The organism is Mesorhizobium ciceri biovar biserrulae, from assembly GCF_001618845.1.
Lineage (GTDB): Bacteria > Pseudomonadota > Alphaproteobacteria > Rhizobiales > Rhizobiaceae > Mesorhizobium > Mesorhizobium ciceri.
Genome location: NZ_CP015064.1, coordinates 5,019,007 through 5,034,350 on the forward strand (window position 1 = coordinate 5,019,007; position 15,344 = coordinate 5,034,350).

Below are 15,344 nucleotides of genomic sequence, written 5' to 3' on the forward strand. Positions count from 1 at the left end.
GTCCAGCGGATTCGATTTTGTCAAATCGCGTTTGATGTCAGATTCAACTGCGGGTAGATTAGACCCGAATCAGCCGGTCCTGGGGGGCGCGGCGACCACCCAAAGTCTTTTGTTCCGGAGCTTTTCCGGCACCAGACGCGGACGGCTTCGCGTTCCCTGAATGGATTCGGGATTTGGTTCGGTGCAGCCCTGCGCCACGCGTGTGTCTTCGTCAAAGTAATGCGTATTCGGGTTCGGCGGCTGGCTTCCAGTATCCGGACAGCAGAAACGATTCCGGCCAAAAGCAACAAGAATGAGCAGTCCCGCCGCACGTCTTCAATCCGACACATTGGGCTCGCGCCTGACGTCGCGCGGCGATCTCACCAGCTTTTTCATGCAATTGACCGCCGAGATCGGCGCCGACAGCTACATGTTGGTCGCCATCGTCCACGACCAGGACCGCAACGATGCGCGCATCGTCTCCTCCAACTGGATTTTCGATGCCATCGAGCTGATCGGCAAGCGATTGATCGCCGGGCTTGCGCAAGGCGCGCTCACCGTCGCGCCAGGCATCCGCCCACAGCCCCTGGTGGCATCTCGGGCACCAGAAGCAGACGGATTGGTCACCGGCGAGGAAGCCCGCCTTCTCGACGTGCTCGGCCATGCCGAAATCTATTCGCTGCGCCTCAATGTCGGCCGCCAGCGCCTGTTTGCCCTGTTCTCTGCGGCGACCGCCGGCAGCATCGACCAGCCGGCGCTGATGCGCGCGCAGCTGAAATGCTGCTACGCGCTCTCGCACATCCCGCAACTGATTGCCGCCGCCGCCATGCAGGACCCGTTGTCGGATCGCGAGCGCGAATGCCTGTTCTGGGTTTCCGAAGGCAAGACCACCGACGAGGTCGCCGTCATCCTTGGCGTCTCGTCCAACACCGTCAACAGCTACATCACCCACGCCATCCAGAAATTCGCGGCCAGCAACCGCGCGATGGCCATCGCCACGGCGATCAGGAGCGGCATCATTTGAAACACGCCGATATCAAGGAAACGGCCGAAGCCCTTTTCAACGAGCAGCGCAACCCGTTCGGGGCCTTCACCCTTGGCTCCGAAACCCATCACGCGGTCACCATTCCCGATGCCGTGCGCCGCTGCCGCTGGATCGCCGTCGACATGAATGCCTCGGCTTTCGGCCTCTTCTTCGTAAGCCCCTCGCCCGAGCGGGCGCGGCTCGTGCCATGCTTCGATTCCGATTATCCCGGCATTGCGGTGGCGACCAAGTTCATCTCAGGCGCCAACGGCGAGGAGATCGTGCGCCACACCCGCATCTCGACCGAACCGCGCTGGTGGACGGATGACGGCGTCCCTGCCACGGCGGAGCTGTTTGGCGATTTCGCCTGGACCGAGCGGATGGCGGCGCTGGTGCCCGGAACCAGCGGCATCGCTTTTCCCGTGCACGCCGACCGCGGCCAATGCGGTCTTGTCGTGTTCCTGGGCTCGGAGATGACCTTGCAGCAGGATGCGCTCTACGAAATACACGCCCGCTGCTTTTCGCTGTTCGCCGCCGTCGCCCGCATCCGTCCGGGCGATGCCGGCCGCATGCGTGCAATCTCCAAGCGCGAACTCGAATGCCTGAAGCTGACCGCCAACGGCAACACCAGCGAGGAGATCGCGCGACTCCTGAAACTGTCGGTGCACACCGCCAACCAGTATCTGACCCAATCGACCCAGAAGCTCAACGCCGTCAATCGCAACCAGGCCGTTGCCAAGGCGCTGCGGCTGGGCTTGATCGAATAGGGGAATTCGGCAGCGCTTCGAAAGCGACCGACGGTCAGCGATAGGCCAGCGGCTCGACCTTGCGGATACGCGCCTCTTCGATCACCGCTTCGAGCAGCGCCGTGTTGCGCTCCGGGTCTTCGCCCGGCTTCTCGAACGATACGTAGTTGACCGCCACCGACGCGCCGAGCTCGCTCAGCGTCAGCTGGAAATAGACGGTGACGCCGGGCGGCCTCAGTTCCAGATCGAGCACGATGCGCGGGCTGCCGCTCCAGTCGACATGCGCCTCACCACCATGGCCGAGCCGCAGAGTGCCCGGCATGAAGAACAACTCAACCGCTGAATCGACCAAGTCCGACAGGCATGCGAAATGCTCCAGCCGGATAAAGGCGATGTAGTCGGCGACATCGATCAGCCTCAGTTCGCCCACCACCTGCTCGATGGCGCTGGCGACGATGATCTCGCGGGATTTTGCGTGCGGTTGCCGGTTCATGAAATCTGTCTGCGCTCAGCCTTTTTCGAGTAGACGATCCGCACCAGTTCGGCGACGGCCTGGTAGAATTGTGACGGGATCACATTATCGACCGAAACTTGCTTGTACATGGAGCGGGCGAGCGCCACGTCCTCGAAGACCGGGATGTTGTGTTCCCGCGCGATCTCACGAATCTTGAGCGCCACCAGATCCTGGCCCTTGGCCAGCACCATGGGCGCCGAGTCCTCGTCGCGCACATATTTCAGCGCGATCGAGAAGTGCGTCGGGTTGGCGATGATCAGCGTCGCGCGCGGCACCGCCGTCATCATCCGTTTGCGCGCCCGGTCGCGCGCCAGGGAGCGCAGCCGCGACTTGACGATCGGGTCGCCCTCGGACTGTTTGAACTCGTCCTTGACCTCCTGCTTGCTCATGCGCAGATCCTGCTTCCAGTGGAAGCGCGACCAGACGATGTCGACCGCCGCGATCAACCCCATGACAAACACGATCGCTACCAGGATGTCGACGGCGATGCCGCGGATGACGAGACCGAAGGCGACCGGATTGGTGATCATCCCGGCGAGCAGCTTGCGGTGGTCTTCCGACAGGGTGAAGCTCAGCACGACGATGGCAAACCCGACCTTGCCGAGTGACTTCAGGAACTCGACCCAACCCTGGATGCCGAACAGCCTGTTCCAACCCTTGGCGATCGAAATGCGCGAGAGTTGCGGCCGGACCCGCTCGCCTACGAATTGCGGCATGTTCTGGAACACCGAGGCGCCGACGCCGGCGACGGTCAGCAGCACCATCAAGCTCAGGACGGCGCGGCCGACCTCGAGCAGGACGATCTTGTAAAGCGCGATGACGTCGGTCTCGGTGTCCATCGGCCAGGCTTCCGGCTTCTCCAGGAACATCGACAGGAACATGCCGAGATCGATGATCGCATCCTTGGCGTAGAAGACAGTGAACACCAGTATGGCAACGAACGAGGCAAAGAGCGCTGTCTCCCGCGAATGGGGCAGCTTGCCCTGTTCGATGGTGTCTCGGATCTTCTTTTCCGTCGCCTCTTCGGTTTTCGAATCCTTGTCGACCACGTCAGCCATGGCGCGGTCCTAGGCGGCGTCTTGGGTCGAGGGGAGTTCGAAGGCGCCTTCGCGCGACAGCCGGATCGTCGTCGTAACGATCGTCTTGCGGGCCGCCATGATATCGGCGAGGGGGATCCCGTCCGAGCCCTGCCCGAGCTCGGCTTCGATCATGCGCCGCGAGCGGGCGCCGATGGCCGACAGCACCGATTCTGCAAGGGCGGCCGACGTGCCACGCAAGGCCAGCGTGACCAGCTCCGTCGATAGCCCGTCGAACAGCAGCACCCGCGCTTTCTGGGTGAGCAGCGGCAGATCGTCGAAAGCAAACAGCCGGGCTCGCACGCCGTCGAGATCAGGCGTGCCGGCGGCTTCCAGATCCTGCATCACCTCCTCGAGCAGCGGCTTGTCCAGTTCGTTGAGGACGCTGGCGACACGCGCCTGTCCGGCCGAGGTATCCTTGGTCGAGGTTTCGGCCAGCACACTGGTGCGCAGCCGGTTTTCGACGATCCTGGCGGCAGCGTCGGGAACGTTGGCCATCGTCACCATGCGCTTGATGATTTCTCCACGCATCGGCTTGGTCAGTGTCAGCAGCACGCTCGCCGCCACCTGCGGCGCCAGCTTCGACAACACCATGGCCGCTGTCTGCGGATGCTCACCGGCCAGGAAGGCGCCAAGCCGCGCCGGCTCGAGCTTTTCGAGCTCGGGCCAGATCGGCGGCGGGCCTTCCGGTGCGACCTCGAATTTCCTGTCGCCCATGATCGCGCTCATCTCTTCGGGCGAGAGCGATTCGTTGAGGATGGTGTCCATCCTGTCGGCGGAATCGAGCAATCCCGCCCCTTCGGTGAATTCGGCCTCGAACTCGGCGACGATGCGCTCAAGATCGCTTTGCGGAATCGTCCGCAGCAGCCGGGCGCCCTCGATCAGAGCCTTCAGTTCTTCCTGCTTGAAGAATTTCAGCAGGCGGCTGGCCGACGGCTTGCCCATCGCCACAAGTATGGCGGCCGCCTTCTGCGCGCGGGTCAAGGTCACCGGCGTCGTCATGCCACTCGCCTCCGCTGCCACCGGCAAGCCCCGCAAACCATGTCTAGGCGCCCTTCGTGCCGGCGATGATTTCGGTCAGCCTGATGCCGAAGCGCGACGGATCGCTTTCCAGAACGGTGATCTCGCCGCGCGCGATCTTGCGGCCGTTGACCACGACGTCGACAGGTTCGCCGATGCGGCGATTGAGCGCCACGGTCGACCCTTTTTGCAGCGCCATCAGATCGGAGACCGGCATCTCGGTGCTGCCGAGGATGATCTGGACATCGACGGGGATGTTCATGATCACGCTCGAATTGGCCGACGAGGCCGCCCTAAACGCCGCATCGGGGCGTTGCTCCTCTTCATGCAGGACCCCGCGCAACTCTTCGATGGCACGGTCGAGTTGCTCGTCCGGCTGGTCGAGGTCGGCTTCCGCCTTGGTTTTGGCCATGATCGTCTCCAAATGCTCAGGCGCGTCCGGCGGCAGCCGGCATCAGCCCGTCGATAAAGTCCTGCCCGGCGTCGTAAGGTTGCCTGATCCGGACGGTGTAATTCTGTCCCAGTTTGCCGAACTCGCATACGAACAGCGTCTTGCCCCGTGCGCTGAGACGCGCCTGGGACTGGGCCGTTTCCTCGAATTCGATGACGTCGCCGATTTCGAAACCGGCGAGGTCGCCGAGCGTCAGCCGCGCCAGCGGCATCGTGGCCTCGAGCGCCACGGTGGAGCGCATCACCTCTTCCGAGAAGCGGGCGCGCCAGCTGGGGCCGTGATCGTCGTCGCTGACAGGCACGGCTCCGTCGCGGCTGGCCAGCACGACGCGCTGCGGCATCGTCACCGTCACGGTGCCACTGTCGGCCGGCGTCGAGATGCCAAGCACGATGCGGATTGCCGCGCCATCGCGCAGCACGTACCGCTTCGCCTCGATGCCCGACATTGCCCGCGGCGCGGGCAGGCGCAGGTCGAGCGAACGCTTTCCCGATCCGTTGAGGGCCTGTGCGACCTGCTGGAACACCATGGTCGAAACATCGATTTCGATTTGCGACAGATCGCGTTCGATCGGCGATGCCGGCAGATCCGGGTCGCCGCCGAACAACGTGCAGACCATGATGGCGATCGCCGGAGCATCGATCACCAGGGTCATCGCATCGGAGGACGCCGACGAGCCGATCACGGTCATCGCAAACGTGTCGCCGGCACGCGAACGCGCCTCGGGAACGCGGCTGACCTCGATCGCTTTGAGATCGACGACGACCGGAACGCCAAACTCGCTGGTCAGGCTTTTCTGCAGCAGCGGCACGGCGCGTTCGGCCATGCCGCGGCCTGCGTCGATGACCTGCGCGGCCTCGCCGCTGTCGCCGACCAGACGCTCGATGATCAGCGAGCGCGCTTCCGCTGGACTGCCCAGGCTGGTCATGACAGTGCCGGGACCGATCTGTCGCGCATCGTTCAGGCGGCCTTCTTTTCGACGGTGCCGGTATTCATCGTGCTCTGCTCGACCGCGTCGATCGTCGGCCGTTCATAGGACGAGATGGTCTTGCGGCCGAACTCGATCGCCACCTGCGGCAGCGCGCCGTTCATGTAGGCCAACAGCGTCTGCTTGACGATGATATAGAGGCGGTTCTTCTTCTCGCGCACTGTCTTGATCTTGGTGGCGACCGGTCCGACCACCGAATAGGACAGGAAGATGCCGAGGAACGTTCCGACAAGTGCGGCACCAATCAAACCGCCGAGAATTTCCGGCGACTGGTCGAGCGCGCCCATCGCCTTGACCACGCCGAGCACGGCGGCGACGATGCCGAGCGCCGGTAGGCCATCGCCCACCGCCACCATCGCGTGATAGGCCTTCATCTTGTCGGACCTGATGGTCTGGATTTCTTCGTCCATCAGCGCCTCGATCTCGTGCGAGCGGGCATTGCCGATGATGATGATGCGGCAGTAATCGCAGATGAAATGCGTCAGGTCGTGGTTATGCAGCACGGTTGGGAACGCCTGGAAAATCGCCGACTCTTCCGGATTGTCGATATGCGCCTCGACCTCGCTGCGGGATTTCGAGCGCAGCTCGCGCATCAGCGAGTGCAGCACGCCGAGCGTTTCGAGATAGTCCTGTTCCTTCGGCACCGCCTGCTTGAAGGCTTCGAGAATGCCCTTGCCGGTATCCTTGACCGTCTTCATCGGATTGGCGACGAGGAAGGTGCCAAAAGCCGCACCACAGATGATCACTGCCTCCCAGGGCTGGATCAGCACGTGAAGATGGCCGCCCATGGCCATGAAGCCGCCAAGGACGCAGCCGAGCGTTACCACCAGTCCAATCAGAATGCCCACGACAGGTCCTTCCGCATTTCACATCAGGAGCTAGGGATAGCCCCCGTGCCTTGTGTGAGGCTTGAATCGAAGGCGTCGGAGACGATTCAGTTTCGCGCAAGGAAGTAGGGGTATTGTCCGGACATAGCTTCGGCCGGAGGCACCTTTTTGCTTAATACCTTTACCAGCTACCAGCTCATCACCAGGGACATTTCAAAGTCGATCGACAGGATCGAGCAGCAGCCCGTGGTTGATCGCGACACCAAGTATTATCTGGACAACATCACCAAGGTGAAATCGATCGACGATTTCGTCAAGAATGACCGTTTGTTCAAATATGCCATGAAGGCCTACGGGCTCGAGGACATGGCTTACGCCAAGGCCTTCATGGTCAAGGCACTCAAGGAAGGTGTTTCCGATCCCAACAGCTTCGCCAACAAGCTGACCGACAAGCGTTATGCCGAATTCGTCAGGGCCTTCAATTTCGCCGCCAACGGCACCAGTACGACTGTCTACAACAAGGCGCAGCAACTGGTGACCAGCAACTATGCGCTGCAAGTCCAGATCGGCGCCTCGCAGAAGGGGCTCCCTTACTACCAGAGCGAAACCGCCTACTACGTCACCAACATCGCCAAGGTTAAATCGGTCGACGACCTGATGGGCGACAGCCGCCTGCTGACATATGCGATGGCCGCTTTCGGACTCGACGCCGCAACCGAACCTGCCGCAACCGTCAAGGCGATGCTCGAAGGTGGCGTCAGCGATCCCGACAGTCCCGCCAACAAACTGCCCGACAAGAGCTACGCCAAATTCGTCGCAGCCTTCGACTTCGCCCAGTATGGCGATCAGACGACCATGCGCGACGATGTCCAGCAGGCGGTGCCGAAAGGATACATGGCCGGAGCCGGACTGACATTGGTCGAGCCAAGCGCGCAATATATCAAGGGCGAGGCCGATTATTACGCGGCAAACATTTCCAAGGTGACGTCGATCGACAACCTCATGGCGGACAAGCGCCTGCTCACCTTCGCCATGGCTTCCTACGGACTTGATGCGTCAACCGAAACGCCGCAGCAGGTCCGCACAATGCTCGAGGGCGGCGTCAGCGACCCCGACAGCCCAGCAAACAAGCTGACGGATAAACGGTACGCCAACTTCGTCACGGCCTTCAACTTTGCCCAATATGGCGATCAGACAACGTCGCGCGACGAAGTGCAGAAAGACACGCCGAAAATCTATACGACGGAGTCGGCGCTTGGCCTGATCGCGCCGAATGCGGACTACATCAAGTCGGAGACCGCGTACTACCTTGCCAACGTCACGAACGTGAAATCCATCGACGACCTGATGGCCAACAGCCGATTGTACAACTACGTGCTCTCGGCCTACGGACTGGACCCGGCGACGGAAAGCAAGGACCTCATCCGCAACGTTCTTGCCGGTGGCATTCGCGACGCCGACAGCGTCGCCAACAAGATGACCAACAAGGCCTATGCCGGGCTGGCCGCCGCCTTCAACTTCGAACAATACGGCGAAGCGGCCACCACCATCAATCCGGCGCAGCAGCCGACCGTCGACAAATACATGCGCCAGACCCTCGAAGAGGATGCCGGCCAGACCAACCAGGGCGTGCGGCTGGCGCTTTATTTCGATCGCAAGGCCCCAACCATCACCAGTTGGTATGACGTGCTGGCCGACACTGCGCTTGCCAGTGTCGTGCGCACCGTGCTCGGCCTGCCCGATTCCTTCGCCACCGCCGATGTCGACAAGCAGGCGCAGCTGTTCGAGCAGAAACTCGACATCTCGGATTTCTCCGACCCCGAGAAACTCGGCAAGTTCCTGACGCGCTTCACCAGTATGTACGAGATCAACAACCCGACTTCATCGGCCGTCACCTCGGTCAGCGTGCTGTTTGCCCAGCCACTCACCGTCGGCATCTCCACCGACCTGATGATGGCCATGCAGAAACTGAGGTTCTGAGACCATCATGCGGGACAGCCTGTACGTCGCTCTTTCATCGCAGATCGCGCTCGAGCGGCGCCTCGACACCATCGCCGACAACGTCGCCAACGCCTCCACGATCGGCTTTCGCGCCACCGGCGTGAAGTTCGAGGACGTCGTCTCTGGCACCGGGCAGAAATCGGTGTCATTCGCCTCCCCGGGCAAGACCTACCTTTCCGGCGCCCACGGTGCCTTGAGCGAGACCGGAAATCCCTTCGATTTCGCCATCCAGGGCGATGCCTGGTTCGCTATAGAGACGCCGGTCGGCACCGTCATGACCCGCGACGGCCGTTTTTCGATGAACGAGAACGGCGAACTGATGTCGATCGAAGGCCACCCGGTGCTCGATGCCGGCGGCTCGCCGATCCAGCTTGACCCCCGCAACGGTCCGCCCAAGGCCGGGGCCGATGGTTCGTTGCGCCAGAACGATCAGCTTGTCGGATCGATCGGCCTCTACAATTTCGATCCAGGCGCGAACTTCGTCCGCTATGGCAATTCCGGCATTGTTCCGGCACGCACCCCGGAGCCTGTCACCGATCGCTCCGATATCGGCGTTGCCCAAGGTTTTCTCGAAGAGTCCAATGTCAATCCGGTGCTGGAGATCACCAGGCTGATCATGGTCCAGCGCGCCTTCGAGAACACCGCCGCCCTGATGCGCCAGACCGACTCGTCCACCGACGAGGCGATCAAGACGCTCGGCTCGAAATAGTCCATGTCGCTCGACCAGCCGTCCCTGCGGGCACTCGAAATGCAACTCCAGCCGGCACCGGAAGACCGGCTTGCCGCCCTGGAACGGGTCTGGCGGCGTTTCGCCGACGCCGAGGCACTGCTCAAGCGCGGCGGCCGCGTCATCGAAGTCACGCCCACGCACTACAAGGTGCACGGCCTTTCCAGCTTCGCCAGGCTGGGTGACATCGTCGAGCAGCCCGGCCATGCCGGTGCGCGCCGCGGCGAGATCGTCAAGATCGGCCGCGACGAGGCCGTCGTGGCACCCTTCGAACGCAGCGCCGATTCCGGCATCGGTGATGCCGTGTTCCGCCGCGGTCCGCTTGTGGTGGCACCGCATGCCTCATGGCGCGGCCGCACCATCGACGCACTCACCAGGGCGATCGATGGCGGCCCGCCGCTCGCCCGGGGAGACGACACATCGCGCGGCGCCCAGACGACGCCGGGCGCCATGGCGCGGCAACGCGTCGGCACTGCCTTCATGACCGGCGTCAAGGTCATCGATATCTTCACGCCGCTCTGCTTCGGCCAGCGCCTCGGCATCTTTGCCGGCTCCGGCGTCGGCAAGTCGACGCTGCTCGCCATGCTCGCCGGAGCCGACGCATTCGATACCGTCGTGGTGGCGCTCATCGGCGAACGCGGCCGGGAAGTCCGTGAATTCCTCGAGGACACGATCGGCGACAGCATGGCCAAGACCATCGCCGTCGTCGCCACCAGCGACGAAAGCGCCATGATGCGCCGGCGTGCGCCGGACACCGCCATGCGCGTCGCCGAGCATTTTCGCGACCAGGGGCATCGCGTTTTGCTGGTGCTGGATTCGATCACCCGCTTCGCTCATGCCTTGCGTGAGGTGGCGACGGGAACCGGCGAGCCGCCGGTCGCCCGCGGTTATCCGGCCTCGGTGTTCACCGAATTGCCCAAGCTGCTCGAACGCGCCGGGCCGGGTACGGAAGGCAAGGGATCGATCACCGCCATCATTTCCGTACTGGTCGACGGCGACGATCACAACGACCCGGTCGCCGATTCCGTGCGCGGCATCCTCGACGGCCATGTCGTGCTCGACCGCACGATCGCCGAACAGGGTCGCTATCCCCCCGTCAACCCGCTGTCGTCCATATCGCGGTTGGCCGGAAAGGCCTGGAGCGTCGAACAGCGCGCGCTGGTGACAAGGCTGAAGTCGATGATCTCGCGCTTCGAGGACACACGCGATATCCGCTTGCTCGGGGCCTATCAGGGCGGCGTCGATGCCGAACTCGACATCGCCGTGCGCCAGGTGCCGCTGATCTATGAAGCGCTGACGCAAGGGCCGAAGGATCGCCCCTCAGCCGACCCGTTCTCCGATCTCGCCCGCCACCTCAAGAGCAAGCTGAACGCCGATGCCGGAGACTGAACGCGAATACACCGAGCGCATCCTGCGCGACATGATCGCCGAGGCCAATGCCGCGCAGCAGGCAGAGGCTGACACGGCGAGAACTGCCAAAGCAAAGGCCGCCCGTGCCATCGCGGCCAAAGCCGAGGCCGTTCTGGCCAGAGCCGTCAAGCCAATCCTGCCACGGGCTGGCAAAGCCGATCCTGATCTGGCCAGGCCCGTCGAACCCGCTCTGTCCCGGGCTCCCCAGGCGGTGGCTGCCGAGATGACGCAGGCCAGCCGGGAATCGCTGATCGACGGCCTGTTCCCGCGCACCGAATGGCCGCAGCCGCCAAAGGCGCCGTTTCCCCGACTGGAGAAGAAGTCCGACCGACGCAGCGATTTCGTCATTGCCGCGCTCGGCATCGCGCTCGGCCTGATCTGCGCCCTGTTCCCCTGGTATATCTTCTTCAACCAGGACCAGTTTGGCGTCCAGGCGATGAAGTTCGGCGGCACAGGCTCTAATTCCGGGCGAGCGGGCGGCGGCGTGGTCGCCGAACGCAGCGCGCCGCTGACGGCAAAGGACGTTCCCGCGGCCAATCTCGATCTTCTTGCCACGGGGACGGTGCGGGATGATGCCGATCCCGCAGCCGCATCCGACGAGCAACCGTTTCCGGCCGACGCGGCGAAATTCCGCATGGTTCATGTCGCCAACGGCCGCGCCATGATCCAGGACGACGCTGGCCTCTGGATGGTCCAGCGCGGCTCGATACTGCCGGATTCCAGCAAGGTATCCTCCATCGAGCAGCGCAACGGCAAATGGGTCATGGTCACCAGTGCCGACCAGGTGATCGAACTGTCCCGATAAACGATCTCCGGCTTCCGGCCATCCGCAAGGCCCGCGCAAGACTGGCGGCCTAGTCTCTGGGTACCTGCTCGGAGATTCCCATGGAGCCCGTTTCCCTTTTCGACCTCGCCGCCAAGCAAGCGCAATGGCTGGCCGTGCGCCAGTCGGCCGTGGCCGGCAACATCGCCAATGCCAACACGCCAGGCTATACGGCAAACGACGTCGAGCCATTCGAAAAAGTGCTCGACCGCGCCGCCGTATCGCTGCAGGCCACCCAGGCCGGCCATCTCGGCAATGCAGCGACCAATGCCGGCTTCACCATCAAGCCGCAGGAAGATGACGGCGTTGTCATGCCGTCCAAGAACTCGGTCGTGCTGGAAGACCAGTTGCTGAAGGCCGGCGAGGTGCGCCGGTCCTTCGAGCTCAACACGGCGATCGTCAAGGCGTTCCATTCGATGATGATGATGGCGGTGAAGAGCTGACCATGGACGCACTGACCGCAGCCCTCAAAGTCGCAGCATCGGGCCTCGGCGCCCAGTCGGAACGCCTGCGCGTGGTTTCCGAAAACCTCGCCAACGCCCAGTCGACGGGCACCGCGCCCGGCTCCGACCCTTATCGCCGCAAGACCATCAGCTTCGTCTCCGAGCTCGACCGGGCCTCCGGCAGTTCAACGGTTGCAGTGAACTCGATCGATCGAGATCCCAGTGACTTTCCAGTCGAGTTCCAGCCCGGCAACGAGGCCGCCGACGAGAAGGGCTACGTCAAGATGCCCAACGTCAACGTGCTGATCGAAATGGCTGACATGACCGAGGCCAATCGCTCCTACGAGGCCAACCTTCAGGTGGTCAAGCAGGCCCGCGACCTGATTTCCATGACCATCGACCTGATGAGGAACCAGTAATGATCAGCGGTATCGGAGCCCTTCAGTTCAAGCCGTCGATCGGCGGCGATGACGCGGCGACAAGCCTGCTCCAGGGCGGCACGACACCGTCGGCCGGTGGCAATGTCGGCACCTCCTTTGCCGAGGCGCTGAGCCAGGCAGCCTCCAAGACCGTCGACACGATGCAGAACGCCGAGCAGGTATCGATGCAGGCGCTCAAGGGCGATGCCGACACCCGCCAGGTGGTCGACGCCGTGATGAGCGCGCAGCAGGCGCTTCAGACCGCCGTCGCCATACGCGACAAGGTGGTCTCCGCCTATCTCGAAGTCAGTCGAATGGGCATCTGAGGAATTCCGCCATGAAAGCACTCGCCATCGCCGCCACCGGCATGAATGCCCAGCAGACAAATCTGGAAGTCATCGCCAACAACATCGCCAACATAAATACCACCGGCTACAAGCGCGCCCGTGCCGAATTCTCCGACCTGCTCTATCAGGTCGACCGCACGCAAGGCGTGCCCAACCGCTCCAACGCCTCGCTGGTGCCGGAGGGCGTCTCGATCGGCCTCGGCGTCAAGACGACGGCGGTGCGCAACGTGCACACCCAGGGCGAACTGACCAGCACCGGCAACAGTTTCGACCTGGCGCTGACCGGCAGGGGCTGGTTCCAGATCGAGGGTGCCGACGGCGGCACGCTCTACAGCCGCGCCGGCGCTCTCAACACCAACGCCACCGGCCAGTTGGTGACGGTCGACGGCGCTGCGGTCATTCCGGCAATCAATGTTCCCGTTGATGCCGTCGAGGTCATCGTCAACAAGACCGGCCAGGTCTTCGCCCGCATCGACGGCCAGACCGACCTGCAGAACCTCGGTCAGCTTCAGATCGCCAATTTCGCCAACGAGGCCGGCCTGGCGCCGCTCGGCGACAATCTGTTCCAGGAAACCACGGCTTCGGGGCCCGCGAATGTCGGCGTGCCTGGCGATCCCGGTTTTGCCACCATCCAGCAGGGCTATCTCGAAGCCTCCAACGTCGACCCGGTCAAGGAAATCACCGAGCTGATCTCGGCGCAGCGCGCCTATGAGATGAACTCCAAGGTCATCCAGGCCGCCGACGACATGGCCTCCGTGGTCTCCAAGAACATCAGGTAACGCATGATGTCGACGCCCGGCCTCCTGTCTGCATTCCGCCGCACCGCGCTCGTCCTTGCGCTGGTGACCGGCACGATGCCGGCTTTTGCCCAGGAATCGGCCAACCAGTCGGCCACCCGGATCGCCAGCAATCAAGCTGGCGGCGAGGTGGTGCTTATTCCGAGCCGGGTTATCTATCCCGGCGAGACCATCAACCTGGCTGCCCTGAAACAGGTCACCCTTGTCGTCGGCAAGCACAAGCCGGAGGCGGTCGCCACACGGGCCGAGGAACTGGATGGCAAGGTCGCCAAGCGCACCTTGCTGCCCGGCCGCTACATTCCCTCCGCCGCCATCCGCGAGGCCTGGCTGGTCGAACAGGGTGCCTCCGTGCAGATCTTCTTCATCGCCGGCGGCCTGACGATCTCGGCGACCGCCGTGACGCTGCAACCAGGAGCCGCGGGCGACCTCGTCAAGGTTCGCAACATCGACAGCGGCAAAATCCTGTCCGGCACGGTGATGGCGGATGGAACCATCCAGGTCAGCGCTTCATGATGCGCGGGCTTACCTTGATCCTGGCAGCCGTGCTTGGCCTGCAGCCGGCGCTGGCCGACGGCCTGACGCCGAAGGCCAAGCGCGAGCTCGCCGCCAAGAATGGCGGCGTCTACAACGATCCCGAATATGATCCGGCCACCACAAGCCGCATGTTCCGGGTTTCGACCGGGCCGAGTTCGCTGCCGCCGGGCCAGGTCGCCTCGCGTATCAAGGACATCGCCCAGCTGCAGAGTTCGCGCGACAATCAGCTCGTCGGCTACGGCCTGGTCATCGGCCTTGCCGGATCGGGCGACAGCCTGCGCAACTCGCCATTCACCGAACAGTCGATCCGCGCGATGCTCGAAAACCTCGGCATCGCCACCGAAGGCGGCAGCGCGCGCGCCAAGAATGTCGCCGCCGTCATCGTCACCGCCAACATGCCGCCCTACGTGCAGTCGGGCGCCCGCATCGACATCGACGTCTCCTCGATGGGCGACGCGACCTCGCTTTCCGGCGGCACGCTGATCATGACGCCGCTGAAGGCGGCGGACGGCGAAATCTATGCCGTCGGCCAGGGCTCGGTCATCGTGTCCGGCTTTACCGCGCAAGGACAGGCCGAGCAGCTGACGCAAGGCGTGCCGACCGCCGGCCGCGTGCCCAACGGCGCCATCGTCGAGCGTGCCGTCCAAGCCGAATTCGACGATCAGGCGATCCTGACGCTGCAGCTGCGCAATCCCGATTTCTCGACCGCTATCCGCATCGCGGACGCCATCAACGACTACACCGGCCAGCGCTTCGGCATGCGGGTGGCGGCCGAGCGCGATTCGCGCACCGTCCAGATCAGAAGGCCGAAGGGTGTCTCGGCGGCGCGCTTCTATGCCGAAATCGAGAATTTGGTGGTCGAATCCGACACGCCGGCCCGTGTCGTGATCGACGAGCGCACCGGCACCATCGTCATCGGCAATGACGTCAAGATCTCAAGGGTCGCCATCAGCCACGGCACGCTCACCGTGCGCATCACCGAAGCGCCGCGCGTCGTCCAGCCCGAACCCTTCTCCAAGGGCGAGACCGCGATCGAACCGTTCACCGCCATCGACGCCAGCCGGCCCGACGCCCGCGTTGCCGTGCTTGACGGGCCCGATCTCCAGACCCTCGTTTCCGGCCTCAACCGCCTCGGCGTCAAGCCGGACGGCATCATCGCCATTCTGCAGGGCATCAAGTCGGCCGGGGCCCTGCAGGCCGACCTGGTTCTGCAATAGGCGA

At 63.5% G+C, this 15,344-nt stretch carries 18 protein-coding genes; 12 read left to right on the forward strand and 6 right to left on the reverse strand.

Annotated elements, in window-relative coordinates:
* The first annotated feature begins 292 nt into the window (after window positions 1-292).
* Complete coding sequence (locus tag A4R29_RS23595) at window positions 293-1,003, forward strand: helix-turn-helix transcriptional regulator (protein WP_013529810.1); 711 nt, start codon at window positions 293-295, stop codon at window positions 1,001-1,003.
* Window positions 1,000-1,770 carry a helix-turn-helix transcriptional regulator gene (locus tag A4R29_RS23600; RefSeq protein WP_027161441.1) on the forward strand — a complete coding sequence of 257 codons (771 nt, stop codon included), beginning with the start codon at window positions 1,000-1,002 and terminating at the stop codon, window positions 1,768-1,770. The genes A4R29_RS23595 and A4R29_RS23600 overlap by 4 nt, the downstream gene beginning before the upstream one ends.
* Window positions 1,771-1,804: 34 nt before the next feature.
* Here A4R29_RS23600 and A4R29_RS23605 read toward each other — a convergent pair whose 3' ends face one another.
* The 6 genes from A4R29_RS23605 to motA are packed head-to-tail and all read right to left on the reverse strand — an operon-like array spanning window position 1,805 to window position 6,643.
* The gene (locus tag A4R29_RS23605) at window positions 1,805-2,242 is read right to left on the reverse strand and encodes a hypothetical protein (protein ID WP_024502682.1); all 438 of its coding nucleotides are present in this window, start codon (window positions 2,240-2,242) and stop codon (window positions 1,805-1,807) included.
* Window positions 2,239-3,321, reverse strand: coding sequence for a flagellar biosynthesis protein FlhB (flhB, locus tag A4R29_RS23610; protein WP_063173007.1), 1,083 nt, complete (start codon window positions 3,319-3,321; stop codon window positions 2,239-2,241). The genes A4R29_RS23605 and flhB overlap by 4 nt, the downstream gene beginning before the upstream one ends.
* A 9-nt stretch (window positions 3,322-3,330) precedes the next feature.
* Window positions 3,331-4,341 (reverse strand): flagellar motor switch protein FliG, encoded by a 1,011-nt coding sequence (locus A4R29_RS23615; protein ID WP_013529806.1) that lies wholly within the window; start codon window positions 4,339-4,341, stop codon window positions 3,331-3,333.
* A gap of 43 nt (window positions 4,342-4,384) precedes the next feature.
* The gene (gene fliN / locus A4R29_RS23620; protein ID WP_023809994.1) at window positions 4,385-4,771 is read right to left on the reverse strand and encodes a flagellar motor switch protein FliN; all 387 of its coding nucleotides are present in this window, start codon (window positions 4,769-4,771) and stop codon (window positions 4,385-4,387) included.
* Window positions 4,772-4,787: 16 nt separating this feature from the next.
* The gene (locus A4R29_RS23625; protein WP_063173008.1) at window positions 4,788-5,735 is read right to left on the reverse strand and encodes a FliM/FliN family flagellar motor switch protein; all 948 of its coding nucleotides are present in this window, start codon (window positions 5,733-5,735) and stop codon (window positions 4,788-4,790) included.
* Window positions 5,736-5,767: 32 nt separating this feature from the next.
* Window positions 5,768-6,643: a flagellar motor stator protein MotA gene (gene motA / locus A4R29_RS23630; protein WP_013529803.1), complete on the reverse strand. Its 876-nt coding sequence runs from the start codon at window positions 6,641-6,643 to the stop codon at window positions 5,768-5,770.
* 147 nt (window positions 6,644-6,790) lie between these two features.
* Between motA and A4R29_RS23635 the strand changes: the two genes are divergently transcribed.
* The 10 genes from A4R29_RS23635 (at window position 6,791) to A4R29_RS23680 (ending at window position 15,340) form a co-directional block, all read left to right on the forward strand.
* On the forward strand, window positions 6,791-8,602 hold the full coding sequence (locus A4R29_RS23635; RefSeq protein WP_063173009.1) for a DUF1217 domain-containing protein: 1,812 nt from the start codon (window positions 6,791-6,793) through the stop codon (window positions 8,600-8,602).
* Window positions 8,603-8,609: 7 nt separating this feature from the next.
* On the forward strand, window positions 8,610-9,332 hold the full coding sequence (gene flgF, locus A4R29_RS23640) for a flagellar basal-body rod protein FlgF (protein ID WP_013529801.1): 723 nt from the start codon (window positions 8,610-8,612) through the stop codon (window positions 9,330-9,332).
* A gap of 3 nt (window positions 9,333-9,335) precedes the next feature.
* On the forward strand, window positions 9,336-10,739 hold the full coding sequence (gene fliI / locus A4R29_RS23645) for a flagellar protein export ATPase FliI (protein ID WP_063173010.1): 1,404 nt from the start codon (window positions 9,336-9,338) through the stop codon (window positions 10,737-10,739).
* Window positions 10,726-11,565 (forward strand): hypothetical protein, encoded by an 840-nt coding sequence (locus A4R29_RS23650; protein WP_063173011.1) that lies wholly within the window; start codon window positions 10,726-10,728, stop codon window positions 11,563-11,565. Before fliI ends, A4R29_RS23650 begins: the two co-directional genes overlap by 14 nt.
* Before the next feature lie 80 nt (window positions 11,566-11,645).
* Window positions 11,646-12,026 carry a flagellar basal body rod protein FlgB gene (gene flgB / locus A4R29_RS23655; RefSeq protein ID WP_013529798.1) on the forward strand — a complete coding sequence of 127 codons (381 nt, stop codon included), beginning with the start codon at window positions 11,646-11,648 and terminating at the stop codon, window positions 12,024-12,026.
* Between the two features lie 2 nt (window positions 12,027-12,028).
* Window positions 12,029-12,445: a flagellar basal body rod protein FlgC gene (gene flgC / locus A4R29_RS23660; protein ID WP_013529797.1), complete on the forward strand. Its 417-nt coding sequence runs from the start codon at window positions 12,029-12,031 to the stop codon at window positions 12,443-12,445.
* Window positions 12,445-12,771 (forward strand): flagellar hook-basal body complex protein FliE, encoded by a 327-nt coding sequence (gene fliE, locus A4R29_RS23665; protein WP_063173012.1) that lies wholly within the window; start codon window positions 12,445-12,447, stop codon window positions 12,769-12,771. Before flgC ends, fliE begins: the two co-directional genes overlap by 1 nt.
* Before the next feature lie 11 nt (window positions 12,772-12,782).
* Window positions 12,783-13,571: a flagellar basal-body rod protein FlgG gene (flgG, locus tag A4R29_RS23670; RefSeq protein WP_013529795.1), complete on the forward strand. Its 789-nt coding sequence runs from the start codon at window positions 12,783-12,785 to the stop codon at window positions 13,569-13,571.
* Between the two features lie 3 nt (window positions 13,572-13,574).
* Window positions 13,575-14,102 carry a flagellar basal body P-ring formation chaperone FlgA gene (gene flgA, locus A4R29_RS23675; RefSeq protein ID WP_063173013.1) on the forward strand — a complete coding sequence of 176 codons (528 nt, stop codon included), beginning with the start codon at window positions 13,575-13,577 and terminating at the stop codon, window positions 14,100-14,102.
* Window positions 14,099-15,340 carry a flagellar basal body P-ring protein FlgI gene (locus A4R29_RS23680; protein WP_013529793.1) on the forward strand — a complete coding sequence of 414 codons (1,242 nt, stop codon included), beginning with the start codon at window positions 14,099-14,101 and terminating at the stop codon, window positions 15,338-15,340. The genes flgA and A4R29_RS23680 overlap by 4 nt, the downstream gene beginning before the upstream one ends.
* The last annotated feature ends 4 nt before the right edge of the window (window positions 15,341-15,344 follow it).

Excerpts from the sequence above, each read along its gene's own strand:
- A4R29_RS23595 (WP_013529810.1), top strand. The coding sequence starts at position 293 with ATGAGCAGTCCCGCCGCACGTCTTCAATCCGACACATTGGGCTCGCGC.
- A4R29_RS23605 (WP_024502682.1), bottom strand. The coding sequence starts at position 2,242 with ATGAACCGGCAACCGCACGCAAAATCCCGCGAGATCATCGTCGCCAGC.
- flhB (WP_063173007.1), bottom strand. The coding sequence starts at position 3,321 with ATGGCTGACGTGGTCGACAAGGATTCGAAAACCGAAGAGGCGACGGAA.
- A4R29_RS23615 (WP_013529806.1), bottom strand. The coding sequence starts at position 4,341 with ATGACGACGCCGGTGACCTTGACCCGCGCGCAGAAGGCGGCCGCCATA.
- fliN (WP_023809994.1), bottom strand. The coding sequence starts at position 4,771 with ATGGCCAAAACCAAGGCGGAAGCCGACCTCGACCAGCCGGACGAGCAA.
- A4R29_RS23625 (WP_063173008.1), bottom strand. The coding sequence starts at position 5,735 with ATGACCAGCCTGGGCAGTCCAGCGGAAGCGCGCTCGCTGATCATCGAG.
- flgF (WP_013529801.1), top strand. The coding sequence starts at position 8,610 with ATGCGGGACAGCCTGTACGTCGCTCTTTCATCGCAGATCGCGCTCGAG.
- fliI (WP_063173010.1), top strand. The coding sequence starts at position 9,336 with ATGTCGCTCGACCAGCCGTCCCTGCGGGCACTCGAAATGCAACTCCAG.
- A4R29_RS23650 (WP_063173011.1), top strand. The coding sequence starts at position 10,726 with ATGCCGGAGACTGAACGCGAATACACCGAGCGCATCCTGCGCGACATG.
- flgB (WP_013529798.1), top strand. The coding sequence starts at position 11,646 with ATGGAGCCCGTTTCCCTTTTCGACCTCGCCGCCAAGCAAGCGCAATGG.
- flgC (WP_013529797.1), top strand. The coding sequence starts at position 12,029 with ATGGACGCACTGACCGCAGCCCTCAAAGTCGCAGCATCGGGCCTCGGC.
- fliE (WP_063173012.1), top strand. The coding sequence starts at position 12,445 with ATGATCAGCGGTATCGGAGCCCTTCAGTTCAAGCCGTCGATCGGCGGC.
- flgG (WP_013529795.1), top strand. The coding sequence starts at position 12,783 with ATGAAAGCACTCGCCATCGCCGCCACCGGCATGAATGCCCAGCAGACA.
- flgA (WP_063173013.1), top strand. The coding sequence starts at position 13,575 with ATGATGTCGACGCCCGGCCTCCTGTCTGCATTCCGCCGCACCGCGCTC.
- A4R29_RS23680 (WP_013529793.1), top strand. The coding sequence starts at position 14,099 with ATGATGCGCGGGCTTACCTTGATCCTGGCAGCCGTGCTTGGCCTGCAG.